Raw genomic sequence first — 24,563 nt, forward strand, 5'->3', positions numbered from 1 at the left:
CGGTCATGAGCGTCGTGATCGAGCGGCTGCGGGACGAGCCGACGCCGTCCGACCTCTTGCGATGGACCGAGGGCGGTCTCCCCGCCTTGGAGACGACCCCGGGGTACACGAGGCACCCATGCCGAAGAACGACTGGCGGACGGGACGTTCGTACCGCCGGCCGAACTCCCGGGCATCGACACGGACGAGGTCTCGGGATCAGCGCCTCGGACAGTGTCCTGACGATCAGGGTTGCAGTGCCGGCGACGAGGACGCCCACAAGGACCGTGCCTGTGCTCCGCCGCTGAACGCAGGCTTCTCGAGCCACGGGCAAGAGGCGTGCAACGGGTGGCCCCACCCGTCCTCCCCCGTCACACGGACACGGCCTCGTCAGGCGGACACGGCGATCGGGGAGAGGGCGGTCGCGCGCTCGCGCTCCACCGTGCGCAGCAGCGGTCCGGGTACTGTCGTCAGTTCCTCCCAGGTGCCGCGCTGGACGATGCGGCCGTGGTCGAGGACCAGGATCTCGTCGACCTGGTCCAGGCCGGTGAGCCGATGGGTGATCAGCACGGTGGCGCGTCCGCGTGTGGCGGCGAGCAGGTCGGTTGTGAGGGCGTCGGCGGTGGGCAGGTCCAGGTGTTCGGTGGGTTCGTCGAGGACGAGGACGGGGAAGTCGGCGAGCAACGCGCGGGCCAGGGCGAGGCGTTGGCGCTGGCCACCGGAGAGGCGGGCGCCGTGCTCGCCGACGGGGGTGTCGAGCCCGGCGGGCAGCGCGCGCACCCAGGCGTCGAGGCGTGCCGCCGCCAGGGCCGCCCACAGCTCCTGCTCGGTGCTGTCGGGGCGGGCGAGCCGGAGGTTCTCGCGCAGGGAACTGTCGAAGACGTGGGCGTCCTGGGCGCACAGGCCGACAGCCTGTCGTACGTCGTCCCCGGACATGGTGGTCACGTCGGTGCCGACGAGTGTGTAGTGGCCCGCTGCCGGGTCGAGGAACCTCAGCAGTACCTGGGCCAGGGTGGTCTTGCCGGAGCCGCTCGGCCCGACGACCGCGATCCGGCGTCCAGGGGCGAGGTCCAGATCGATGCCGCGCAGGGCCGGTTCGCGGCGTGCCGGCCAGACGGCGGTCAGCCCGCGCAACCGCAGGGGCAGCGGCGACGTGGGGGGTGCGGCCGGGTGCTCGGGTTCGCGCACCGGGGCGGGGGCGTCGATGACGTCGAGGACGCGCTCGGCCGCCCGGCGGCTGCGCTGCCGGACCTGGGCGGCGGCCGGGAGCCCGGCGACCGCCTCGAAGGCGGCGAGCGGCGTGAGGACCAGGACGGCCAGCAGTACGCCGTCCAGCTGACCCGCGGCCACCGCTCGTACGCCGACGGCCGCACAGGCGGTGGTCGTGAGCCCGGCGATCAGCGTGACCAGTCCCGACCCGAGGCCCGCGGTGGTGGACGAGCGCGCGGCGAGGCGGGTCAGATGTCCGTCCGCCGCCCGCACGGCGGCCAGCCGGCCCGGGAGCGCTCCGGCGACGGTCAGTTCACCGGTACCCGACAGCGCGTCCAGGACGGCGGTGGCCAGTACGCCCCGCGCTGGTGCCTGTCGACGTTCCGTGCGGTGTGAGACGGCCGCCGTCAGCAGCGGCACGCCGACGCCGGCGAGCAGCAAGCCGGTGGCGAGGACCATCCCCGCGGCGGGCAGCAGTACGCCGAGCAGAACCGAGGCCGCCGTCCCCACCAGGGCGGCGGCGGTGGCAGGGAGGCGGAAACGCAGCACATGGTCCTGAACGGAGTCGATGTCGGAGACGAAGCGTGAGAGCAGATCGCCCTTCCGGTACAGGCGCAGACCGGCGGGCGCGAGTTGTTCCAGGCGGGCGTACACGGCGGTCCGCAAGGTGCCGAGGCCGCGCAGTACGGCGTCGTGGGCGACCAGCCGCTCGGCGTACCGCAGCACGCTGCGGCCGATGCCGAAGGCGCGTACGCAGGTGACGGCGACCATGAGGTGAAGCACCGGGGGTTGCTGCGCGGCCCGTGAGATCAGCCAGCCGGACGTTCCCATCAGCGCGACGGCGCAGGCGAGGGCGAGCGCTCCGAGGAGCGCGGCCAGGGCAAGTCGCCCTCTGGTGCGGCCGGTGAGGGCCATCCGGGTCAGGCGCCGCAGCGGTCCGCCTGCGGTGCGGACCTTGGGCCACCCGACGCCGCGCCGCCCGTCGACGATCCCCTGCGTACGGTTCGCGGGCCCGGCAGGCTCGGCCATCGGGCGACTCGGCGACGGCTGCGCGTGGTCGTCGGCGACCGGGGCGCTCAGGTGCACCCGTCGGTCGGCCAGGGCCACCAGGGCGGGGCGGTGGGCCGTGAGGACCACCGTGTGGGTGGCGGACAGGCGACGGACGGCGTCGGCGACGGCGCCCTCGTTCTCGGCGTCGAGGTGGGCCGTGGGCTCGTCGAGGAGAACGAGGGGACGGTCGCTGACGAAGGCGCGTGCGAGGGCGAGGCGTTGGCGCTGGCCGGCGGAGAGGCCGGCTCCACCCTCGCCGAGGGGAAGGTCGGTGGGGAGGTCCAGGGCGTGGGCGTCGGCGAGGGCGCGCCGTACCTCGGCGTCGGTGGCCTCCGGGCGGGCGAGGCGGACGTTGTCGGCCACGGTCCCGGCGACGAGGTGCGGGTGCTGCGGGACCCAGGCGATGTGGCGGTGCCATTGCCCCGGGTCGATGTCGGCCAGGTTCCGGTCGCCGATGGTCACCGTTCCGGCGGTGGCGGAGGTGAAGCCGAGCAGGACGGACAGGACAGTGGTCTTGCCCGCTCCGGAGGGGCCGGTGAGGGCGAGTGTCTCGCCGGGCCGGATGGTCAGGGACAGGTCGTCCACGGCGGGGGCGGAGCGGCCCGGGCGGGTCACGGTGAGACCGGTGATCGTGATGGGGGCCGTGGAGAGGTCGGGGACGTCTGCGGTGCCGCGCCGGGGGAGGGGGGTCTCCAGGACGTCGAAGATCTTCCCGGCCGCCGTGAGGCCCTCGACGCTCGCGTGGTAGTGGACGCCCACGGCCCGGATCGGCGCGTACGCCTCCGGGGCGAGGACGAGTACCAGCAGCCCGGTGTGCAGATCGAGCCCGCCCTCGACCAGCCGCAGACCGATGCTCACCGCGACCAGGGCCACGGACAGCGTGGACAGCAGTTCCAGGGCGAAGGAGGAGACGAAGGCGATCCGCAGGGTGCGCAGGGTGGCCCGGCGGTACTCGTCGGTGATCCGCCGGATCGCCGTCGCCTGCGCCCGGGCCCGGCCGAAGATCTTCAGCGTGGGCAGGCCCGCCACCACGTCGAGGAAGTGGTGCGAGAGCCGGGACAGAGACCGCCACTGACGGTCCATCCGGTGCTGGGTGGCGAGCCCGATCAGCACCATGAACAACGGGATCAGCGGCAGTGTCGCCGCGATGATCGCCGCCGAGAGCCAGTCGGCGGTCACGATCCGGGCCAGGACGACGACCGGGACCACTACCGACAGCGCCAACTGCGGCACGTAGCGCCCGAAGTAGTCGTCGAGCGCGTCCACCCCCCGCGTTGCCAGCGTGGCCAGTTCGCCGCTGCGCTGGGCGGCCACGTAGTCCGGGCCGAGTGCGGTCGCGTGCGCCAGCAGCCGCTCGCGCAGTTGCGACTTCACCGCCGCGGAGGCCCGATGGGCTGCGGTCTCGGTGAGCCAGGCGACCGCTGCCCGGCCGGCCGAGACACCGGCCAGCAGGAGCAGCGGATCGCGCAGGGACGCGAGGTCCCGCCCCTCCTGGAACGCCCCCACCACCACGTCGGCGACGGCGACGGCCTGCAGGACGAGCAGCGCGGCACCGATCGTGCCCAGAACCACGGATGCTGCCAGGAAGAGCCGGGTGGCGCGTGCATGGCGCAGCAGCCGCGGGTCCACGGGCTTCATCGGTGACCGCCTCTCAGTTTCTCGGTGGCTTTCGAGCCGGGATCAGGCGGGGATGTGCTCGACGCCGATGCGCTTGCGGAACACCCAGTACGTCCAGCCCTGGTACAGCAGCACGAGCGGTGTCATGATCGCGGCGACCCAGGTCATGACCTTCAGCGTGTACGCCGAGGAGGAGGCGTTGGAGACGGTCAGGTTCCAGGCCGTGTCCAGGCTGGAGGGCATGACGTCCGGGTACAGCGTGAGGAAGAGCATCGCGACGGCCGCGGCGACCGTCACGCCGGACAGGGTGAACGCCCAGCCCTCGCGCGCTCGCTGGTTCGCCGCGAGGGCGCCGAGCAGCGCGACCACGGCGACGGCGAGCGCCGCCAGGCTGCGCACGTTGCCGCCCTCGCTCTGGGTCCACACCAGGAAGACCAGCGCGAGACCGGCGGTGGCCGAACCCGCCCACCGGGCCGCCACCCGGGCCCGCTCACGAATGCCGCCCCGAGTCTTGAGGGACACGAACACCGCGCCGTGGAAGGTGAACAGGGCCAGCGTGACCAGGCCGCCCAGGAGCGCGTAAGGGTTCAGCAGGTCCAGGACCGTGCCGACGTACTCGCCCTCGGAATCGATCTTGACGCCCCGGACGATGTTCGCGAAGGCCACACCCCACAGGAACGCGGGCAGCAGTGAGGTCCAGAACAGCGCGTGTTCCCAGGTGCGCTTCCAGCGGGCGTCGTCACGCTTGCCGCGGTACTCGAAGGCGACGACCCGCACGATGAGGCAGACCAGGATGGCCAGCAGCGGGAGGTAGAAGCCGCTGAACAGGGTCGCGTACCAGACGGGGAAGGCGGCGAAGGTGGCGCCGCCGGCGGTGAGCAGCCACACCTCGTTGCCGTCCCAGACCGGGCCGACGGTGTTGATGAGGACGCGGCGCTCGGACTCGTCGCGGGCGAGCAGTCCGCTGAGGACGCCGACTCCGAAGTCGAAGCCTTCGAGGAAGAAGTAGCCGATCCACAGGACGGCGATGAGGGCGAACCAGACGTCGTGAAGCTGCATGGCCGTGTCTCTTTTCGAAAGGACCCGGTAGGTCCTCAGTAGGCGAAGGTCATCGGGCGGTCGGTGTCCTCACCGGCGGCGGGGCCGCGCAGCGAGGGGACTTCCGGCGGTGGCTGCTCGTCGACGACTCCGGCCTTGACGTACTTGACGAGCAGCTTCACCTCGACGACGGCCAGCACCGCGTACAGGGCGGTGAACACGCTCAGCGAGGTGATCTGCTCGGCCACGGTCACCCCGGGCGAGACGGCGTCGGCGGTGGTCATGAGCCCGTAGACGGTCCAGGGCTGACGGCCCATCTCGGTGAAGATCCAGCCGAAGGAGTTGGCGACGAGCGGGAAGCCGGCGGTGAGGAGCGGCAGCTGCCAGGCCCAGCGGCCCGCGGCCGGACCCAGTTCACGGGTGGGGGTGAGCATCAGCAGCGGCACCTCGTCCTCGCCGCGCTGCTTCTCCGCCGCCAGCCACCGCTTCTTCCGGGTCAGCCAGAGTCCGGCGAGGCCGATCGCGAAGGACGTCATGCCGAAACCGATCATCAGGCGGAACGACCAGTAGGTGGTGGGGATGGACGGCTTGTAGTCCGGGGCCAGATCGCCGTACTCGGCCTGCTCCAGCGCCTCGACGGAGCTGATGCCGGGGACGACGGAGTCGAGGTCGCCCTTGGCCAGATAGGAGAGCAGGCCCGGGATCTCGATCTCCACGGTGTTGCGGCCCTCGGAGACGTCGCCGTACGCGAACAGCGAGAACGGCGCGGAGTCCTCGCTCTCCCACAGGGCTTCTGCGGCGGCCATCTTCATCGGCTGCTGCTCGTACATCACCTTGGCGAGTGCGTCGCCGCTGACCGCCGTGCCGAGGCCCGCGATGACGACGGTGACGAGGCCGAGCCGCAGCGAGGTGCGCATCGCGGCGATCCGACCCGGCGTACGGTCCGCGGCCTTGGCCTTCGACGCGCGGCGCAGCTGATAAGCGGCGATACCGATCATGAAGGCTCCGCCGGTGAGGAAGCAGGCGGTGAGCGTGTGGAAGACGACGGTCAGGGTGGTCTTCTGGAACAGCACCGCCGCTATGTCGTTGAGCTGGGCGCGCCCGGTGGCCTCGTTGATCTCGTACCCCACCGGGTGCTGCATCCAGGCGTTGGCGGCCAGGATGAAGTACGCCGACAGGAACGTGCCCACCGCGACCAGCCAGATACAGGCCAGGTGGATCTTCCGGGGCAGCTTGTCCCAGCCGAAGATCCACAGACCGATGAAGGTGGACTCGAAGAAGAAGGCGAGCAGCGCCTCCATGGCCAGCGGAGCGCCGAAGACGTCACCGACGAACTTCGAGTAGTCGGACCAGTTCATGCCGAACTGGAACTCCTGCACGATGCCGGTGGCCACACCCATCGCGATGTTGATCAGGAAGAGCTTGCCCCAGAACCGGGTGGCCTTGAAGTACTTGTCCTTCCCGGTGCGCACCCAGGCGGTCTGCAGTCCGGCGATCAGGAAGGCCAGGCTGATGGTGATCGGGACGAACAGGAAGTGGTAGACGGTCGTGATGCCGAACTGCCATCGCGCCACGGTCTCTTGAGCCAGCGCCAGCTCCACGGCAGGCCTCCTCGCGTACGGGCCGAGCACCTCCGAAGGGCCGGGGGTCGGCAGGGGGACATGCGGGGCCGACCGGACAGGACCCGGCCCATGGAGGACACCTTCGGGTGTGGGGGAGTGGCCGGGACAGCAGCCGACCGGGCCGAGTGAGGGGGCCGAACGGCCCTCATGCCCACGCCCCGAGCTGGGCCGAACGACTCCACGGGCTGCCCTGGCCGTCAGCAACCGGTGTCACCGGCCCCATGACTGGGGCCGACCGGACCGGCCCCCGGTACCCAAAGGCCCCTGATGCCGACCGGGCCCCGCGAGCAACCGTGAGCACACCGGTTCCCGTACGACGGGCGGGCCGGCCGGTACCGAGAACGAGGAGCAGCGATGGCGAAGGCATATCTGGTGGGCAGCGGCATCGCGGGGCTGGCCGCGGCGGCGTTCCTGATCCGTGACGGCGACTTCGACGGGGCGGACATCCACCTCTTCGAGGAGCAGGAGCGGATCGGCGGCAGTCTGGACGCGGGCGGAACCCCAGAGACCGGCTACTCCATGCGCGGCGGCCGGATGTTCGAACCCGAGTTCCGCTGCACCTACGACCTGCTGTCCGCCATCCCCTCCCTCGACGATCCGTCGGTGTCGGTCACGCAGGAGATCCTCTCCGGGCACGAGACCTTCGCCTGGGACGACATCGCTCGCCTCGTCGACGGGGACGGGAAGATCGTCGACGTGACCTCGATGGGGTTCTCCGAGCGCGACCGGCTGGACCTGATGCGGTGCCTGGCCACACCCGAGGGGCGGTTGGACGGCAAGCGCATCACCGACTGCTTCACGGACCACTTCTTCACCACGAACTTCTGGTACATGTGGTGCACCACATTCGCCTTCCAGCCCTGGCACAGCGCGATCGAGTTCCGCCGCTACCTCAAGCGGTTCGTCCACCTGTTCCCCGAGTTCGCCACCATGTCGGGGATCCATCGCACCCGCTACAACCAGTACGACTCCATCGTCCGCCCGCTGCGGGCCTGGCTGGCCGAGCGGGGTGTGACCATCCACCCCGGCTGCCGGGTACGGGACCTCGTGTTCGCGCCGGGGCCGCGTACGACGGTCGAGCGGATCCTGCTGTTCCGAGACGGGCACGACGACGCGATCCAGGTCACCCCCGAGGACCTCGTCCTGGTCACCAACGGCTCGATGACGGACGCCTCCTGCCTCGGCTCCCACACCGAGGCACCCGACCCCCGTGGCGCACGCCGCTCCGACGCCTGGCTGCTGTGGCACCGCCTGTCCCGGGGCAGGGACGACTTCGGCGACCCCGACGTCTTCGACAAGAACATCCCGGAATCCAGGTGGGAGTCCTTCACGGTCACCGCCCAGGACCCGGCGTTCCTCGACGCGATGGAGAAGTTCAGCGGGCGCGAGACGGGCAGGGGCGGGCTGATGACCTTCACGGCCTCCAACTGGCTGCTCACCATCGTCGTCAACCGCCAGCCCGTCTACCGGGACCAGCCCGAGGGTGTGTCGGTGTGGTGGGGCTATGGGCTCTTCCCCGGCCGGCCCGGCAACCACACCGGCAAGCCGATGACCGAGTGCTCCGGTCGCGAGATCCTCGAAGAGGTACTGCACCACCTGCACTTCGACGAGGACCTGACGCAACGTGTCCTGGCGGGCTCGACCGTCGTACCGTGCCTGATGCCCTACATCACCAGCCAGTTCCTGGCCCGCCGGCACGGGGACCGGCCCCGGGTGGTGCCCCGGGGGTCGGTGAACCTCGCCTTCGTCGGGCAGTTCGCCGAGGTGCCGGACGACGTGGTGTTCACCGTCGAGTACTCCGTGCGCACCGCGTGGACGGCGGTCGCCGAACTGCTCGGCCTCGACCGGCGGCCGCCCGAGGTCTACCCGGGGCACCACGACCCGCACGTGCTGAAAGAGGCCTTGGAGACCATGCACCGTCACTAGACGGATCGGGCCGTTTCTCGACGCCGCCCCGGGCCGGAGCTGACGGGGTAGCCACGGGCGCATCCACGGGTGGCAGCCGCGGCCGCGTCCGTCGGTGCGGTCGGCTGCCTGTCCGATGCGGTCTCATATGCCGCCGAACGGCCCGGGACGAGTACCGGAAGACCCACCTACGCGGACCCGTACGGCACTTGGGGCGGCTCCACCGGAGGCGTTGGCTGGAAGGTGTGGAGGAGGCTGCCATGAACACCGAAGTTCCCACCAGGTGCACGCACCACCGGCTGAGCCGGCCGATCGTGCTGGCCACGGCTGTCGTACTGGTCTCGTCCCTGGCGACGGCATGCGGCAGCGACGCCGGCTCCCCGGGCACGTCCGCCGGAAGTGACCGGCCGAGCACACCGACCGCCGGAGGCACCACCGGAGGGACGACCGGGAACGAGAGCGCCACCCCCGGTCAGGGCGCGTCCACCACGCCCACCACCTCCGGCAGGCCGACCGAGCCCGACACACCGGCGCCTCCGGTGTCGTCCGGCGGCGCGTCCAAAGTGCGTACGTCGGTGTACTTCCTGCACGGGGAGAAGGTCTCGCCCGCCCCGCGCACCGTGACCGCGCCCACCACCGCGGCCGGAGCCCTGCGCGCCCTGCTGGCGGGCCCCAACCGGTACGAACGCCGCCACGGCCGTACCACGGCCATTCCCTCGGGAACGACGCTCCGCTCGGTCGTGGTCCGCCACCACGTGGCGACGATCGACCTGTCCGGACGGTACGACGACGGTGGCGGAAGCCTGTCGATGCAGGCCCGGCTCGCACAGGTCGTCTTCACCGCGACCCGCTTCCCGTCCATCCACAAGGTTCAGTTCGAGCTGGACGGCAAGCCGGTGACGTCCTTCGGCGGTGAGGGCATCGTCCTCAACGAGCCCGTGACCCGCGCCGACTTCGAGGATCTGGCACCACTCGTCCTCGTGGAGTCGCCGCTGATCGGCGACAGCATCCGCACCCCGGTACGGGTCTGGGGCAGCGCCAACACGTTCGAGGCGACGCTCAAACTGAAGATCACCGACGTCACCGGGCGCACCGCGGCCGACGTCTACGTCACAGCCACCTCCGGTACCGGGACCCGCGGCACGTTCGACGTGACGATCCCCTACAAGGCGGCCCGCTCGGGCGTCGGCACGCTCACGGCGTACTGGGAGTCACCGGAGGACGGCCGGGCGGTGATCGAGGACACGGTGCCACTGACCGTCCGCCGGTGACGGCGGGCCAACGGGTGCGGTGCGCCCGGTCGGCAAGCCGGCTTTGCGCCGACGGCCGTTCAGGTATGCGCCGGCCAGGGGCGAGACGAGGCGACGGCGGAGTACGAGGAAGGAGTCCCGACCACCCTGGTCCCGGTGCAGGAGGCGAAGGCGCGCACCAGGACCATCCCCGTGCGGCACATCTGAGCGCCATTGCGCGCTGAAGCCGCACCACAGATGCGCGGCCGGAGGCAGAGCCGGCCGCGCACCTCACCTCTCTGCCCGGTGGATCGCACTCAATGGTGAGCAGTTCAGTGGGAGTTGTGGCCCCTCGCAGGCATGTCCACCACTGGCCGGGCTGCCGACCAGAACCGCGGTGTCACGCACCGGCCTTGGTGGGCGTCGACACTGTTCCCGTTCCTGTCGAGCACGGCGGTCATGCTCCTTCTCAACGCAGCCTGTGCCCGCGCGGGCGCGGGATCACCACGGTCCGCCCAGGCCTGACAGGGCGCATCCGGCCGCACCGGTGGGCAGTGGTGCCTCAGCTCCCGTCGGCCGGCAGCCGCAGCTCTGTCCGGGCCGAGAAGAGCTGGACGGCCTCCGGACGAACGGTGACGCGCAGCTGCTCCCCCTTGCCGTGAACCGGCCGCCCGGGGAGACGGACCACTACGGGGACGGCTTCCGGCCCGGCCTTGGCGGTCGCGTGGACGTAGGCGACGGCACCGGTGTCCTCGACCGCGTCGACCACGAGATCCAGTGCCGGAGTCTCCAGGTCCTCGGACGAAAGGATCTCGAACTGCTCGGGCCGTACACCCAGCAGGATCTCCGTGGCGTCCGGCTCGCGGGCGGTCCGCGGCACGGGCACGATCAGGCCGCCCAGCTCGGTACCGTCCGTGGTGAGGGGGAGGCGGAAGAGGTTCATCGCGGGCGAGCCGATGAAACCGCCCACGAAGGCGTTGGCGGGGCGCTGGAAGACCTCCTTCGGCGTCCCCACCTGCTGCAGCACGCCGGCCTTCATCACCGCCACGCGGTCGCCCATGGTCAGGGCCTCCACCTGGTCGTGAGTGACGTACACCGTCGTCGTGCCGAGTCGCCGTTGCAGCGAGGCGATCTGCGTCCGGGTCTGTACGCGCAGCTTGGCGTCCAGGTTGGACAGCGGCTCGTCCATGAGGAACACCTGTGGCTCGCGGACGATGGCCCGCCCCATCGCAACCCTCTGGCGCTGGCCGCCGGAGAGCGACTTGGGCTTGCGGTCCAGGTAGTCGCCGAGGCCGAGGACACCGGCAGCCTCCGTGACACGGCGACGGATGTCGTCCTTGTGCTTCTTGGCGATCTTCAGAGCGAAGCCCATGTTGTCAGCCGTCGTCATGTGCGGGTAGAGAGCGTAGTTCTGGAACACCATCGCGATGTCGCGGTCCTTGGGCGGCAGGTGGGTCACGTCCCGGTCGCCGATGCGGATGGCACCGGAGTCGACGTCCTCCAGCCCGGCGAGCATGCGCAACGCTGTGGACTTCCCGCAGCCGGAGGGCCCCACCAGCACCATGAACTCGCCGTCGGCGATCTCCAGATCAAACGCGTCGACGGCCGGGTGGTCCATCCCCGGGAATCTCCGTGTGGCCTTCTCGAAGACGACGGTCGCCATGATCTCTCCCCTCCCTGATCCTCTTGCATGCCCAGACTGCGCGCGGGCACAGGGCGGGTGACAGGTCCTCCAGGCCCTTGCCGCACAGGTCGAGGGCCCCCGCGGCGCAGACCGCGCGGACCCGTAGCGGGGCCTTTTGACCCATGGCCTGGCCGGCTGCCGTGTCCCCGCCGGCTGGAGACACGGCCAGGGGAGGGAGGGAAAGCAGCCCTGAGCCGTTCCTTCACACCGTCGGCAGGTCGGACCAGGCCGTGCCAGTCCGCGCAAGGGCCGTTCCAGGCCTCTGTTTCGGACCGGACGGCTCATGCGCCCTCACCTGTATCGGAGTTGGCTGGAAGTAAGGAGAAGGACGCCGACACGAAGGGGGAGTGAGGGCAGTGCGTACGACTCTCACGCCGGAGTTCTGGGAGCAGTTCGCGGTTCTGTTGGTCGCGGCGACAGCCGTGACGATGGTTCTCACGGCGAGCCTTGATGCGCTCGCCGTCCGCCTGCTGCGCGGTCGTGCGCACAGGCCGCCGTCGACCTGCGCACCGCACCGACCTGAGCCGACCGACCGACGTACGTCAGTCCACAGTTGAGGAGTCCGGTACCGCGGGCGCAGTGGCGTACGACGTCATCGACAAGGCGAGGGCATGGCAGGGCGGGTGGGCCCCATCTGCAACTCGCGGATCACGATGGTCCGGTGCGCGCCCGGAACCGCTTTGCCGCGCCCCCTCAAGTTCTTCCCACCGCTTCTGCCACGAAGCCGCCAGGGCCGATCAACCGCATCCCGGAGGAGACCCGCGTCATGACCGCTGAGGCACTGCATCCCTTGCCTTCCCGGCCCGCGCTGCTGACGTTCGTGGGCGGTGTCGGGACGGTCACCGGCAGCAAGTTCCTCGTGGAGAGCGACCACGCACGCGTCCTGATCGACTGCGGGCTCTTCCAGGGCCTCGCCGATCTGCGCAGGCGCAACTGGCGCGGCCTGCCCTGCGACGCCGAGGACATCGAGGCGGTGGTGGTCACCCACGCTCACCTGGACCACTGCGGATACCTGCCCCGACTGGTGCGGCACGGCTTCAGGGGACGGATCGTGACCACGGAGTTCACCGCCCGGCTCATGGAGATCGTGCTGCGGGACAGCGCGAAGCTGCAGATGGAGACGGCCCAGCACGCCAACGAGCACGGCTGGTCCAAACACCGGCCCGCCCGGCCGCTGTACGACGACTCGGACGTGGACCGCACCCTGAAGCTCCTCGACCCTGTGCCCACCTGCACGCCGACCGACATCGCCGCGGGCACCCGGCTGACACTGCACCCCGCCGGGCACATCCTCGGCTCGGCCTGGGCCCGGCTCACCCTGGAGGACGGGCACACCCTGGCAGTCAGCGGCGACCTCGGCCGGCCGGGCCATCCCCTGCTTCTCCCTCCCGAGCCGTTCTCCGGGGCGGATGTACTGCTGATGGAGTCGACGTACGGCAAGCGGCGGCACGAGGAGGACACCGCACGAGACCACTTCGCGAGTGTACTGACGCGCACCCTCGCCCGCGGTGGCACCGTCGTCATCCCGGCCTTCGCCCTCGACCGCACCGAGGTCGTCCTGCACGAACTCGCCGAGCTCCGCCGCGAGGGCCGGCTCCCGGCCGATGTGCCGGTGTACGTCGACAGCCCCATGGCCCTGGCCGCCCTGGACGTCTACCGGGACGCCGCCCTCACCCGGGCAGCGGAGCTGCGCCCCGAGGTCACGGAGGCGGGCACGGCCGCGTTCAGCCCCGAGCCGTTCCTCGCCGCACGGTCGATCCAGGACTCCGTCGACATCAGCCGGGCCGGCGGACCGGCCGTCATCGTCTCGGCGTCCGGCATGGCCACCGGCGGACGCGTTCTGCACCACCTGCGGCGCCTGCTGCCCGACCCGCGCAACGCCGTCGTCGTGGTGGGCTTCGCGGCACAGGGCACCCGCGCCCGTGACCTGGTCGACGGTGCCAAGGCGCTGAAGATGTTCGGCGAGTACGTCCCGGTGCGCGCCACCGTCGCCGACGTACCGCACTTCTCGGCCCACGCCGACGCCGCTCAGATCATCGACTGGCTGCGCGGTGCCGAGGCCCCGCAGACGACGTACCTGGTGCACGGAGAGCCCGACGCGGCCGAGGCGCTGCGCGACCGTATCGACCGGACCCTGGGCTGGACCGCCGTCGTGCCGCGTCCCGGGGAGCGGGTCCTCGTCCGGTGAGGGGGTGTGCCCGTCAGCCAGACAACCCTTGCGCCGATCGGACCAGGCACCCGGACCCGCGCAAGGGTCCCTCGCCGCCCTGCTGATCGGCGGATTCTTCCTCGGTATCGGCGGCACCGCGTTCGCCGTCGGAGTGCCGCTCGTCGATGCCTGGTTCCCGTCGAACGAAGGCAGGCAGCACACCGGCCGCCGGCGCGGGCACCGCACCGCAGGTCGTCGCCCAGAACACGGCCGAGGTCGGCGTGTTGAGCAAGGTGACGGCGCACGTACGAGGGCGGTGCCGGCGAGCTGAGCCGGCCGGGTGGGCGATCCGGGCGTGCACGACTGCGTGGGGACCGGTCGGTTGTCGGTCCGGGGTGCGGACTCCGTCAGGGCGAGGTGGTCGGGCTGAGTCCGCAGGACATCGACCACGCACGGGGGCGTTCTCCACGTCCGACGCCAAATTCAGGCGATCCGTGGGCGGTTGTACCTCGCCCTGCCGAAGGGGAAGAGGACTCGAACCGTCGACATGCCTTCCACAGTGGCCATGGAGAGGTCTCGCTGGAATACCTACACCTGGAAACCCGCGTTGGCCGAGCCTGGCGTCATCCGCCAGGCACTGAGGGTGCGAAACCCTGGCAATGGGCGGCGGCCCCGAAGGACGGCTTCCACGTGCTGCGGCACACCTACGCTTCGACGCCGTCGATCACCCTCGGTTACTATGCTCACTTCATGCCGGAGGCCGGAAGCAAAGGGCGGGCCACCATTGACGGACTGCTGGGGAGGCAGGGGGATCTGCATGCCGGTCGAAACTCCCCAGATTCTCCCCAGGACTGATGGCGGGCACCTTGCGCCGTTCCGTGCCTGCAGGGCAACCATGGATTGTAAGGGAAATGGCGTGAGCGGCCTGTGGGAATGCTGAGAAATGTCACTGCGACCCGCTACATCACGCCTCTGCGGGAGGGTGGGTCCCTGCCGGGGCTCGTCGAGGGCGAGGACCTCGGCACGTACGTCCTGAAGTTCACCGGCGCGGGGCAGGGCCGCAAGACGCTCGTTGCGGAGGTGGTCTGCGGGGAGCTGGCCCGGCGGCTCGGGCTGCGGGTGCCCGGCCTCGTCACCGTCGACCTCGATCCCGTCCTGGGCCTCGGTGAACCCGACGAGCGGGTGCAGGAGCTGATCAAGGGAAGCGGCGGCACCAACCTGGGCATGAACTTCCTGGCCCGGGCCATCGGCTTCGATCCGCTGGCCTTCGAGGTCAGCCCCGAGGAGGCCGGGCGGATCGTCTGGTTCGACGCACTGATCAACAACGTCGACCGATCCTGGCGCAACCCCAATTTGCTGATGTGGCACGGCGAGCTGTGGCTCATCGACCACGGCGCCACCATGATCTGGCACCACAACTGGCCCGGCGCCCGCGCCTCCGCCGCCAAGCCGTACGCCGCCGGCGACCACGCCCTGGCCCGCTTCGGCCCCGACGTCGCGGCGGCCGCCGCCGAGCTCGCACCCCTGGTCACCGAGGAACTGCTCGCCGAGGTGACCGCCGAGATCCCCGACGTCTGGCTGACGGACGAGCCCGGCTTCGAGACACCGGACGCGCTGCGGCGGGCGTACGCGGAACCCCTGCTCGTCCGCGCCGCCGACGTGCACGAACGCATCGAGGGGATCAAGTGAGCGACCGCTTCCTGGGGACCGGCGCGACCGGGCAGGACGTCTACGAGTACGCGCTGCTGCGGATCGTGCCCCGGATCGAGCGCGGCGAGTGCTTCAACGCGGGCGTCCTCGTGTACAGCCGTTCCCGGGCCCTGGTGGCGGCCCGTACGCACCTCGACGAGGCCAAGCTGCTCGCCCTCGACCCCGGGGCGGACGTCGCCGGCGTACGCGCCGCGCTGCGCGCCGTGGAGGGCGTGTGCGCCGGGGGAGAGGCGGCCGGGCAGGCCGCCGGCGACGACGCCGGACGGCGGTTCCGCTGGCTTGTCGCGCCCCGGTCGACGGTCGTCCAGGCGGGCCCCGTGCACACTGGGCTCACCGCGGATCCGGCGGCGGAGGCCGAGCGGCTGCTCGCCCTGCTGGTGAAGTGACCGGGCCGAGGTAAGGGATCACACCTGGTGGAACGTTGACACCGGGTGCCAGGACTTCTAGCGTCACGTGTGCTGAAGGTACTAAGCGGTCGCTCACCAGATGGGGGCGCCGCAGGAGCCGCATCCCAAGGGCGAGGAGAACCAGCAATGTCCACCACTGAGCAGCGTGTCGCCGTGGTCACGGGTGGCGCGCGCGGCATCGGCGCCGCGACCGCCGTACGACTGGCCGCCGAAGGGCGGGCCGTCGCGGTGATCGACCTCGACGAGGCCGCGTGCAAGGACACCGTGGAGAAGATCACCGCCGCCGGCGGCAGGGCGCTCGCGGTCGGCTGCGACGTCTCCGACGAGGCCCAGGTCGAGGCCGCCGTCACCCGGATCGCCGAGGAGTTGGGCGCCCCGACGATCCTGGTGAACAACGCGGGCGTGCTCCGCGACAACCTGCTGTTCAAGATGAGCGCGTCCGACTGGGACACGGTCATGAACGTGCACCTGCGCGGCGCCTTCCTGATGGCGAAGGCAGTGCAGAAGTACATGGTCGAGGCCAAGTTCGGCCGGATCGTGAACCTGTCCTCGTCGTCCGCGCTCGGCAACCGGGGCCAGGTCAACTACTCGGCCGCCAAGGCCGGTCTGCAGGGCTTCACCAAGACCCTGGCCATCGAGCTCGGCAAGTTCGGCGTCACCGCCAACGCGGTCGCCCCCGGCTTCATCGTCACCGACATGACCGCCGCCACCGCCGCCCGCGTCGGCATGGGCTTCGAGGACTTCCAGGCCGCCGCGGCCACCCAGATCCCCGTCCAGCGCGTGGGCCGCCCGGAGGACATCGCCGGAGCCATCGCCTACTTCACGGGCGAGGACGCCGGTTTCGTCTCCGGCCAGGTGCTGTACGTCGCCGGCGGACCGCTCAACTAAGGGATCCAGAACATGACTTCGGTGGAACTCCCCGAGCTTTCGGGCAAGGTCGCGCTCATCACCGGCGCCAGCCGCGGCATCGGCTACGGCATCGCCGAGGCCCTCGTCGCACGCGGCGACCGGGTCTGCATCACCGGCCGCAACGAGGACGCGCTCAAGGAGGCCGTCGAGCAGCTCGGCGCCGACCGCGTCATCGGCGTCGCCGGCAAGGCCCACGACGAGGCCCACCAGGCCCTCGCCGTGGAACGCACGATGGAGGCCTTCGGCCGCGTCGACTACCTGGTCAACAACGCCGGTACGAACCCGGTGTTCGGCCCGATCGCCGACCTCGACCTGAACGTGGCCCGCAAGGTGTTCGAGACCAATGTCGTCTCCGCGCTCGGCTTCGCCCAGCGGACCTGGCACGCCTGGCAGAAGGACAATGGCGGCGCGATCGTGAACATCGCCTCCGTCGCCGGTGTCTCCGCGTCGCCGTTCATCGGCGCGTACGGCATCAGCAAGGCCGCCATGATCAACCTGACCGTCCAGCTGGCGCACGAGTACGCACCCAAGGTCCGGGCCAACGCGATCGCGCCCGCCGTGGTGAAGACCAAGTTCGCCCAGGCCCTCTACGAGGGCCGGGAGGCCGAGGCGGCCGCGTCCTACCCGCTCGGACGGCTCGGCGTGCCCTCCGACATCGGGGGCGCCGCGGCCTTCCTCACCTCCGACCAGTCCGACTGGATCACCGGACAGACCCTCGTGGTCGACGGCGGCATCTTCCTCAACGCCGGGGTGGGCTGACAGAGTGAGGCGGGCGCCGGTGCGCGATTCACCGAACCTCTCCGGCGCCCGTCCGCACCCCTCACGGGGCCTCGACAACGCCGTCACACGCGGACTGGCCAAGGGCTTGCCGACCTAGCGGGATCGGCTCGGGGGGCCTGCGGTATCGTTCGGCCACTCTGTACGGCATTTCGAGGAGCATGCACGTGTTCAACCGGAACCGATACTTGCCGCCACTCGCGGTGATCGCGTCCATATCCATGGTGACCGGGTGTGGTGTGTTCTCCTCGGACGCCTCCGACGAAGCGGACCCCATCGTCGTGGGGACCACCAGCATGCCGAGCACGCTGGACCCGGCCGCGGCCTGGGACAGCTCCTGGGAGCTGATGCGCAACGTCTTCCAGCCCCTCCTCGGCTACTCGCCCGGCGGGTCCGAGCCCGAGCCGGACGCCGCCGAGAGCTGCGAGTTCACGGACAGCTCCAGCACGGTGTACAGCTGCACGCTGCGTGAGGGCCTGAAGTTCTCCAACGGGCACACGCTGGACGCCAAGGCCGTCAAGTACTCGTTCGACCGGATCAAGAAGATCAACGTCAACGGTGGCCCCGCCGGTCTGCTGACCACCCTCTCCCGGGTGCAGACCAAGGGTGACCGCGAGGTCGTCTTCCACCTCAGCCAGCCCGACGCGACCTTCCCGCTGGTGCTCACCACGCCCGCGATGTCGATCGTGGACCCCGAGGAGTACCCCGCGGACAAGCTCCGCGAGGGCGGGGACATCGCGGCCTCCGGGCCCTACAACCTCGCCTCCTACGACGAGGGCAAGACGGCCGAGCTGGTCCGCAACGACAACTACAAGGGCATCGCGGACCACAAGAACTCCGCTGTCACCATCAAGTACTTCACGCAGTCGGACGAGATGGTCAAGGCCCTCAAGAGCAAGGACATCTCGGTCATCTACCGGGGTCTCGGCGCCTCGGACATCGTGGACATCCAGGCCAACCACGACGAGGAGGGGCTCGAGATCGTGGAGAACCCCACCACCGAGATCAGCTATCTGGTGTTCAACCCCAAGGACCCCTGGGCGAAGAATCCCGCGGTCCGCAAGGCGGTCGCCCAGGTCCTCGACCGGCCGGCGCTCGCCCACAACATCTACAAGGACACCGTCGAGCCGCTCTACTCCATGATCCCCCGGGGTCTGGTCGGCCACACGACGGGCTTCTTCGACGACTACGGCAACCCCAGCGCGACCAAGGCGAAGTCCATCCTCACCGAGGCCGGCATCACCGAAACGGTTCCCCTCCAGCTCTGGTACACCACCGACCGGTACGGCTCCCAGACCAAGCCGGCCTTCGAGGAGCTGAAGCGGCAGCTGGAGGCGTCCGGACTGTTCGAGGTCACGCTGAAGAGCCGCCCGTGGAAGACCTACTCCGAGGGCTACCAGAAGGGCGAGTACCCGGTCTTCGGGCGCGGCTGGAACCCCGACTTCAACGACGCCGACAACTTCATCGCCCCCTTCGTGGGCAAGCAGAACGCGCTCGGCACGCCGTACGACGCCCCCGAGATCACGGACAAGCTGATCCCGGAGTCGCGCGCCGAGAGCGACCGCGGCGCCGTGGGCGAGGAGTTCGAGGAAGCCCAGCAGATCCTCGTGGACGACGCCCGGCTGATCCCGCTGTGGCAGGGCAAGGCGTACACGGCCGCCAACGAGGAGATCGCCGGCCTCGAGAACGTCATCGACCCCGCGACGATGATGATCATGTGGCAGCTGTCGTGGAAGACCAGCTGGTAATTCCGGGTGCCCGGTCCCGTTGTCAGTGGGCGCCTGTAGGTTCTGTGCTCTGACGGCGGCCGCGCTTCGCGCGGCCGCCCATGGCCGCGTGTTCCGTGGCCGTGAAGTGAGCGCACACCGGAGGAAGTTGACGTGACCGACATCGCGATGCTGCCCGAGTCCTGGCGCGGGGTCCTGGGGGACGAGCTGCAGCAGCCCTACTTCAAGGAACTCACCGAGTTCGTCGAGGAGGAGCGTGCCAAGGGGCCCGTCTACCCTCCCCGTGAGCAGGTCTTCGCCGCGCTCGACGCCACCCCGTACGAGAGCGTGAAGGTGCTGATCCTCGGCCAGGACCCGTACCACGGCGAAGGCCAGGGCCACGGGCTGTGCTTCTCCGTGCGGCCCGGGGTGAAGACCCCGCCCTCGCTGCGGAACATCTACAAGGAGATGCAGGCCGAGCTGGGCACCCCGATCCCGGACAACGGTTATCTGATGCCGTGGGCCCAGCAGGGCGTGCTGCTGCTCAACGCTGTCCTCACGGTCCGCTCCGGCGAGGCCAACTCGCACAAGGGCAAGGGCTGGGAGAAGTTCACCGACGCCGTGATCCGCGCGGTGGCCGACCGGCCCGACCCGGCGGTCTTCGTACTGTGGGGCAACTACGCGCAGAAGAAGCTCCCGCTGATCGACGAGGAGCGCCACATCGTGGTCAAGGGCGCGCACCCCTCGCCGCTGTCGGCCAAGAAGTTCTTCGGCTCCCAGCCGTTCACGCAGATCAACGAGGCCATCGCCCGGCAGGGGCACGAGGCGATCGACTGGACGATCCCGAACCTCGGCTGACGGGCCTGCTCGGCCCCGGCCCCGGTTTCGGCCCCCAGCCCCGGTTTCGGTCGACACCGACCGGCCGCTCGTCCCTCCGCACGTGTAGGTCCGTCCGACCGGCTGCTCGCCGTACGGCCGCCGAGGCTCCCCCGGGGCCGTACGGAGCGGCCTGACCCGGATTGCCCGTGCCTGCCGTTAGCGTCGGGAGGGACAGACGGGGCAGGGGGCGAGGAGTGCGGAGGACGCGGTGGTGGAGCGACAGGAGCGGGTGGCGCCGGACGCCGTGCTGACCCGGATCGGGCAGGCGGTCATGCTGCACCACGGGGGTGACCGCGAGGAGGCCCGGGACCGTCTGCTGCGGCTGTGGGCGGAGATCGGGGAGGACGGCACACCGCTCCACCGCTGCACCCTGGCGCACTACATGGCCGACACGCAGGACGACCCGGACACCGAACTGGCCTGGGACCTCAGGGCGTTGTCGGCGGCCGACGAGCTCGGCGACGGCCGGTCGGCGCAGGACCGGGACGAGCTCGCGGTGCGGGCCTTCTATCCCTCGCTCCACCTCAATCTCGCCGCCGATTACGCCAGACTGGGCCGGCCCGACGCGGCCCGCAGCCATCTGCGGCTGGCCCGGGGAGCGCTGGCCTCGCTGGCGGACGACGGCCACGGCGACGGTGTCCGCACCGCCCTGGCCCGGCTGGAGGCCCGGCTCGACGAGACGGGCCCTACGGGTGGGGAGACACCGGGGCCGCCACGACAGCGGCCCTAGGGTCCCAGCGGCGAAGGGGTCGGCCGGGGCGGCGCAGGCCGGGGCGTGCCGGTTCGTGTGCCCGCCAGGGGGTCAGCGGCCGTAGACGTCCTTGCAGATGACCGCCTGGGGGGTGTCCTTGCCCCAGCCGCCGTATCGGTGGCCGAGTGCGCAGACGTCGGAGTTCTTCGCCGGCGTCGTCGGGACCGTTTTGGGGAGGGGCGGGATCTCGACGTGGGTGCGGGAGCCCGGTGGCGTGCCCTGCCGCTCGCGGGGGGCCGGCCGCTCGTCGCGGGGTGGCGGGGGTGCGGCGGGGGTCGGGGCGGCGTCGGTGCCGGTGACGGGGGGCGGCCCGGACGTGGGCTTCCGCTCCGGGGGCGCGCTCGGGGTGGGTTCCCGGGGCGGGCCGACCAGCCGCAGCGCCTCGCGCGCCGGGGCTTCCACGATCTGGGTCTCGGTGGTGCCCTCCGGGCGGGGCTCGGACGGGCGGGACGGGAGGGGCGACGGCTGCCGCGGGGGCGGGTGGTGCGGGGTCACGCAGCCGGTGAGAGCCGAGACGGCTACGGTGACCAGGAGCGTTGCGGTGGTGGTCGGTCGATGCACGCGCGCAACTCTGCTGTGTCCGGGCCGCTTTGGGGAGGGGGCGGACGGATGATGCCCCCACATGGGTGACGCCCGCGGCCCCCGGACGACGCCACGCGCCCTACTTCGGGAAGAACGCGGCCGCCGGCCCTGGCCCCCTGGCCCTCGCCGCACCGGCCGCTCGCCCTGGCTGCGGTCGGCCGCTCCGGCTCCGGTCGCTCGCCCCGGCTCCGGTCGGCCGCCCCCGGCCCCGGTCAGTATCCGGTGGCCCCGTCGATGCGCTCCCGGAGCAGGTCCGCGTGGCCGTTGTGCCGGGCGTACTCCTCGATCATGTGGGTGTAGAGCCACCGCAGGCTCGGTGCCTCGCCCGACCGTCGGTGCACGGCCTTGGCGACGTCGTCCAGGGCGAAGCCCTCGGCGTTGCGGCGGGCGATCGCGATCTCCGCCTGCCAGGTGCCGTACGCTTCCTCCCAGGTGTCGGCCTCGGTGAGGTGGAACTCCCCGTCCGGGTCCGCGTCGCTGAAGTAGATCGGGCCCCGGTCGTCGTCCACGAGCACCTTGCGGAACCAGATGCGCTCGACCTCCGCCATGTGCCGTACGAGCCCGAGGAGGGAGAGCTGCGAGGGCGGCACCGAGGCGGTCCGCAACTGGGCGTCGTCCAGACCCTCGCACTTCAGCGCGAGGGTCTCCCGGTGGTAGTCGAGCCAGCCCTCCAGCATGGCCCGTTCGCCGGCGGTGACGGAGGGTTCGGTGCGCAGGTCGGTCATGCGGGCCATCCTCGCAGCCCCCGTATGCTGCCGACGAGGCATTTCGACGGCACACCGTGGACGGGAGACCCCAGTGAAGGTCGGCTGCGTCGGGCTCGGCGACATCGCGCGGAAGGCGTACCTGCCGGTGCTCGGCACCCAACCGGGGCTCGAACTCCATCTGCAGACACGCACGCCCGCCACCCTCACCCGCGTCGCCGACAGCCTCCACCTCCCGCCCGGCCGACGGCACACCGACCTCGATTCGCTGCTGGCCCAGGACCTCGACGCGGCCTTCGTGCACGCGCCCACCCAGGTCCACCCCGAGATCGTGGAACGCCTGCTGAGGGCGGGTGTGCCGACGTACGTCGACAAGCCTCTCGCGTACGAACTCGCCGACTCCGAACGGCTCGTACGGCTCGCGGAGGAGCGCGGCGTCGGGCTCGCCGTGGGGTTCAACCGGCGGTTCGCGCCCGGGTACACGCAGTGCGCCGACCATCCGCGCGAGCTGATCCTGATGCAGAAGAACCGCATCGGTCTGCCCGAGGTGCCGCGCACGATGGTCCTGGACGACTTCATCCACGTCGTGGACACCCTGCGGTTCCTGGTCCCGGGCGAGATCGAGGACGTGACCGTACGGGCCCGGACCGAGGACGGCCTGCTGCACCACGTCGTGCTCCAGCTCTCCGGGGCCGGATTCACCGCGCTCGGTGTCATGAACCGGCTCAGCGGCTCTGCGGAGGAGATCCTGGAGGTCTCCGGACAGGACACCAAGCGGCAGGTGGTGAACCTCGCCGAGGTGATCGACCACAAGGGACAGCCGTCCCTGCGGCGGCGGGGCGACTGGGTGCCGGTGGCCCGGCAGCGCGGCATCGAGCAGGCGGTGCTCGCCTTCCTCGACGCGGTGCGCGCGGGCAGGGTGCTCAGCGCGCGGGACGCGCTGGCGACCCATGAGCTGTGCGAGCGGGTGGTGCGGGCGGTGGAGGACCGCTCCGCCGCCTGAGCCGCAGGGTCCGTACGCCCTCGAAGGCGCCCCACGCGAGCAGGGTCAGCAGCGCCGCGTCCACCGGCCAGTCGCCGAAGCGGACATAGGGCGTCGTACCGCTCGCCATCGGCACGACGTACACCGCCGTCGTGCTCTCGTCCGTGCCGAGCCGGGGGCCGACCGGCCCGCCGTCCGGGCCGTACACCGCCGAGACGCCGGTCAGGGTCGCGTGGGCCATCGGGCGGCCGGTCTCGGCGGCCCGCAGCGCCGCCAGCGAGGCGTGCTGCTCGGGGGCCCAGCTCTGCTGGAACGTCGAGGTCGCCGACTGGGCGAGCAGCAACTCGGCGCCGTCCCGGGCGAGGTGACGGCTCATGTCGGGGAACGCGGACTCGAAGCAGACCATGGGGCCGATCCGCAGCCCCTTCCCGGAGTCGAACACGGCCTGCTCTGTGCCGCGCCTGCGGTCCTCGCCGGCCGCCTCGCCGACGGAGGTGGCCCAGCCGAGCAGCGAGCGCATCGGGATGTACTCGCCGAAGGGGACCAGACGCATCTTGTCGTAGCGGTCGCCGGTGGGGCCCTCGGGACCGACGAGCACGGAGCTCTTGTAGATGCCGGGACGGTCGGAGCGGCGGGCGTCCACGTTCACCAGGATGTTCGTGTCCGTCTCGCCGGCCAGCGCGGCTATCCGGTCGGAGAGATCGGGACGGTCGGCGAGGTCGTGACCGACGCTGCTCTCGCCCCACACGATCAGGTCGAGGTCCCGCCCGGCGAGGCTTCGGGTGAGTGCCTCCTCACGGTCGAACCGGTTGTCGGGCCCGTCGGTCACGCCGGGCTGCACGACGGCGATCCGCACCTCGCCCCGGACGTCGGGTCGCGGCGACCACAGCCAGACCGCCGAGGTCGCGGTGGCCGTCGCAACCAGACCGGCGAGCGCCGGCGCCCGCGACCGGCGTACGGCGACCAGTACGGTGACCGCCACGTTGACGGCCACCAGCAGGAAGCTGATCAGCCAGACTCCGCCGACCGAGGCCAGCCGCAGCGCGGGCTCCACCTGCCACTGGCTGGAGCCCAGCAGACCCCACGGCCCGCCGAGGCCCTGCCAGGAGCGGACGAGTTCGATCGCCAGCCAGCCCGACGGCACGACCAGCAGCGCGGCGGCGACCCGGCCCGGTGACGGCGTCCCGGCCAGGAACCGGCGCACCAGCCAGGCCCAGGGCGCCCACAGCGCGCCCAGCAGGCCGGCGATGACGAAGGTGAACACATGGAGGTTCGGCAGCAGCCAGTGGTGCATGGCCAGCATGAACGCGCATCCGCCCAGCCAGCCGTCGTACAGCGCCCGGCGGGCGGTCGGGGCGGTGCGGACGATGAGCATCCACGGCACCAGCGCCCCGTACGCGAACCACCACAGGCCCGGCGCGGGGAACGCGAGCACGGGCAGGGCTCCGGCCACGACGAGGGCCGCTCGCCGCCGCCATGGGGATGCCCCCCAGTCCGCCGCCGCTCGCATCCAGCGCCTCCCTCCCCACGGGTGAGTCCTTCCAGTGTGCGCGCCGGAGACGATCTCCGACAGAGGGCCTGGGTGGGGTGGCACGCGGGGCGGGTTACGGGTGTGTGCCAGCCGGGGGTGTGGTGGCAGCTGGTGGCTTGGCGGAGGCCCTTGGGCGCGGAGGC

At 71.1% G+C, this 24,563-nt stretch carries 18 protein-coding genes and 1 pseudogene; 11 read left to right on the top strand and 8 right to left on the bottom strand.

The window, feature by feature from the left end:
* Window positions 1-369: 369 nt before the first annotated feature.
* Genes cydD through P8T65_RS40180 form a run of 3 tightly spaced genes read right to left on the bottom strand, consistent with a single transcriptional unit; the run spans window position 370 to window position 6,494 of the window.
* Window positions 370-3,876 carry a thiol reductant ABC exporter subunit CydD gene (gene cydD / locus P8T65_RS40170; RefSeq protein WP_316730312.1) on the bottom strand — a complete coding sequence of 1,169 codons (3,507 nt, stop codon included), beginning with the start codon at window positions 3,874-3,876 and terminating at the stop codon, window positions 370-372.
* A 42-nt stretch (window positions 3,877-3,918) separates the two neighbouring features.
* Window positions 3,919-4,914, bottom strand: a complete 996-nt coding sequence (gene cydB, locus P8T65_RS40175; protein ID WP_316730314.1) for a cytochrome d ubiquinol oxidase subunit II — start codon at window positions 4,912-4,914, stop codon at window positions 3,919-3,921.
* 35 nt (window positions 4,915-4,949) lie between these two features.
* Window positions 4,950-6,494: a cytochrome ubiquinol oxidase subunit I gene (locus P8T65_RS40180; RefSeq protein WP_316730316.1), complete on the bottom strand. Its 1,545-nt coding sequence runs from the start codon at window positions 6,492-6,494 to the stop codon at window positions 4,950-4,952.
* Window positions 6,495-6,857: 363 nt separating this feature from the next.
* Between P8T65_RS40180 and P8T65_RS40185 the strand changes: the two are divergent.
* Both P8T65_RS40185 and P8T65_RS40190 read left to right on the top strand, forming a co-directional pair.
* Window positions 6,858-8,441, top strand: a pseudogene (locus P8T65_RS40185) (oleate hydratase); the annotation flags it as partial.
* Between the two features lie 239 nt (window positions 8,442-8,680).
* Complete coding sequence (locus P8T65_RS40190) at window positions 8,681-9,691, top strand: GerMN domain-containing protein (RefSeq protein WP_316730317.1); 1,011 nt, start codon at window positions 8,681-8,683, stop codon at window positions 9,689-9,691.
* A 520-nt stretch (window positions 9,692-10,211) separates the two neighbouring features.
* Here the strand turns inward: P8T65_RS40190 and P8T65_RS40195 are convergent.
* Window positions 10,212-11,312, bottom strand: coding sequence for a sn-glycerol-3-phosphate ABC transporter ATP-binding protein UgpC (locus P8T65_RS40195; RefSeq protein WP_316730318.1), 1,101 nt, complete (start codon window positions 11,310-11,312; stop codon window positions 10,212-10,214).
* Between the two features lie 787 nt (window positions 11,313-12,099).
* Here P8T65_RS40195 and P8T65_RS40200 point away from each other — a divergent pair.
* Window positions 12,100-13,521: an MBL fold metallo-hydrolase gene (locus P8T65_RS40200; RefSeq protein ID WP_316730319.1), complete on the top strand. Its 1,422-nt coding sequence runs from the start codon at window positions 12,100-12,102 to the stop codon at window positions 13,519-13,521.
* A 13-nt stretch (window positions 13,522-13,534) separates the two neighbouring features.
* Here P8T65_RS40200 and P8T65_RS40205 read toward each other — a convergent pair whose 3' ends face one another.
* A complete protein-coding gene (locus P8T65_RS40205) occupies window positions 13,535-13,774 on the bottom strand; it encodes a hypothetical protein (protein WP_316730320.1) in 240 nt (79 codons plus the stop codon).
* A 641-nt stretch (window positions 13,775-14,415) separates the two neighbouring features.
* On the opposite strand from P8T65_RS40205, the gene P8T65_RS40210 reads away from it, so the two are divergent.
* The 7 genes from P8T65_RS40210 (at window position 14,416) to P8T65_RS40240 (ending at window position 20,600) form a co-directional block, all read left to right on the top strand.
* Window positions 14,416-15,171: a HipA family kinase gene (locus tag P8T65_RS40210; protein WP_316730321.1), complete on the top strand. Its 756-nt coding sequence runs from the start codon at window positions 14,416-14,418 to the stop codon at window positions 15,169-15,171.
* The gene (locus P8T65_RS40215) at window positions 15,168-15,578 is read left to right on the top strand and encodes a DUF3037 domain-containing protein (RefSeq protein WP_184896663.1); all 411 of its coding nucleotides are present in this window, start codon (window positions 15,168-15,170) and stop codon (window positions 15,576-15,578) included. Before P8T65_RS40210 ends, P8T65_RS40215 begins: the two co-directional genes overlap by 4 nt.
* A gap of 147 nt (window positions 15,579-15,725) precedes the next feature.
* Window positions 15,726-16,487, top strand: a complete 762-nt coding sequence (gene fabG, locus P8T65_RS40220; RefSeq protein WP_215451095.1) for a 3-oxoacyl-ACP reductase FabG — start codon at window positions 15,726-15,728, stop codon at window positions 16,485-16,487.
* A gap of 12 nt (window positions 16,488-16,499) precedes the next feature.
* On the top strand, window positions 16,500-17,267 hold the full coding sequence (locus P8T65_RS40225; RefSeq protein ID WP_215451096.1) for an SDR family oxidoreductase: 768 nt from the start codon (window positions 16,500-16,502) through the stop codon (window positions 17,265-17,267).
* 185 nt (window positions 17,268-17,452) lie between these two features.
* Entirely contained in the window at window positions 17,453-19,033 is a 1,581-nt protein-coding gene (locus P8T65_RS40230) for an ABC transporter substrate-binding protein (RefSeq protein WP_316730322.1), read from the top strand.
* A 132-nt stretch (window positions 19,034-19,165) separates the two neighbouring features.
* Window positions 19,166-19,849, top strand: coding sequence for a uracil-DNA glycosylase (locus tag P8T65_RS40235; protein ID WP_316730323.1), 684 nt, complete (start codon window positions 19,166-19,168; stop codon window positions 19,847-19,849).
* 229 nt (window positions 19,850-20,078) lie between these two features.
* Window positions 20,079-20,600, top strand: coding sequence for a hypothetical protein (locus P8T65_RS40240; protein WP_316730324.1), 522 nt, complete (start codon window positions 20,079-20,081; stop codon window positions 20,598-20,600).
* 72 nt (window positions 20,601-20,672) lie between these two features.
* Here the strand turns inward: P8T65_RS40240 and P8T65_RS40245 are convergent, their stop codons facing one another.
* A complete protein-coding gene (locus tag P8T65_RS40245; RefSeq protein ID WP_316730325.1) occupies window positions 20,673-21,182 on the bottom strand; it encodes a hypothetical protein in 510 nt (169 codons plus the stop codon).
* Window positions 21,183-21,415: 233 nt separating this feature from the next.
* On the bottom strand, window positions 21,416-21,928 hold the full coding sequence (locus P8T65_RS40250; RefSeq protein WP_316730327.1) for a DinB family protein: 513 nt from the start codon (window positions 21,926-21,928) through the stop codon (window positions 21,416-21,418).
* 73 nt (window positions 21,929-22,001) lie between these two features.
* Between P8T65_RS40250 and P8T65_RS40255 the strand changes: the two genes are divergently transcribed.
* Window positions 22,002-22,910, top strand: a complete 909-nt coding sequence (locus P8T65_RS40255; protein ID WP_316730328.1) for a Gfo/Idh/MocA family oxidoreductase — start codon at window positions 22,002-22,004, stop codon at window positions 22,908-22,910.
* Here the strand turns inward: P8T65_RS40255 and lnt are convergent.
* Window positions 22,831-24,399, bottom strand: a complete 1,569-nt coding sequence (gene lnt / locus P8T65_RS40260; RefSeq protein WP_316730329.1) for an apolipoprotein N-acyltransferase — start codon at window positions 24,397-24,399, stop codon at window positions 22,831-22,833. The genes P8T65_RS40255 and lnt overlap by 80 nt on opposite strands.
* Window positions 24,400-24,563 lie beyond the last annotated feature (164 nt).

Origin of the sequence: Streptomyces sp. 11x1 (assembly GCF_032598905.1) — a bacterium.
In the GTDB taxonomy this organism is placed as follows: domain Bacteria; phylum Actinomycetota; class Actinomycetes; order Streptomycetales; family Streptomycetaceae; genus Streptomyces.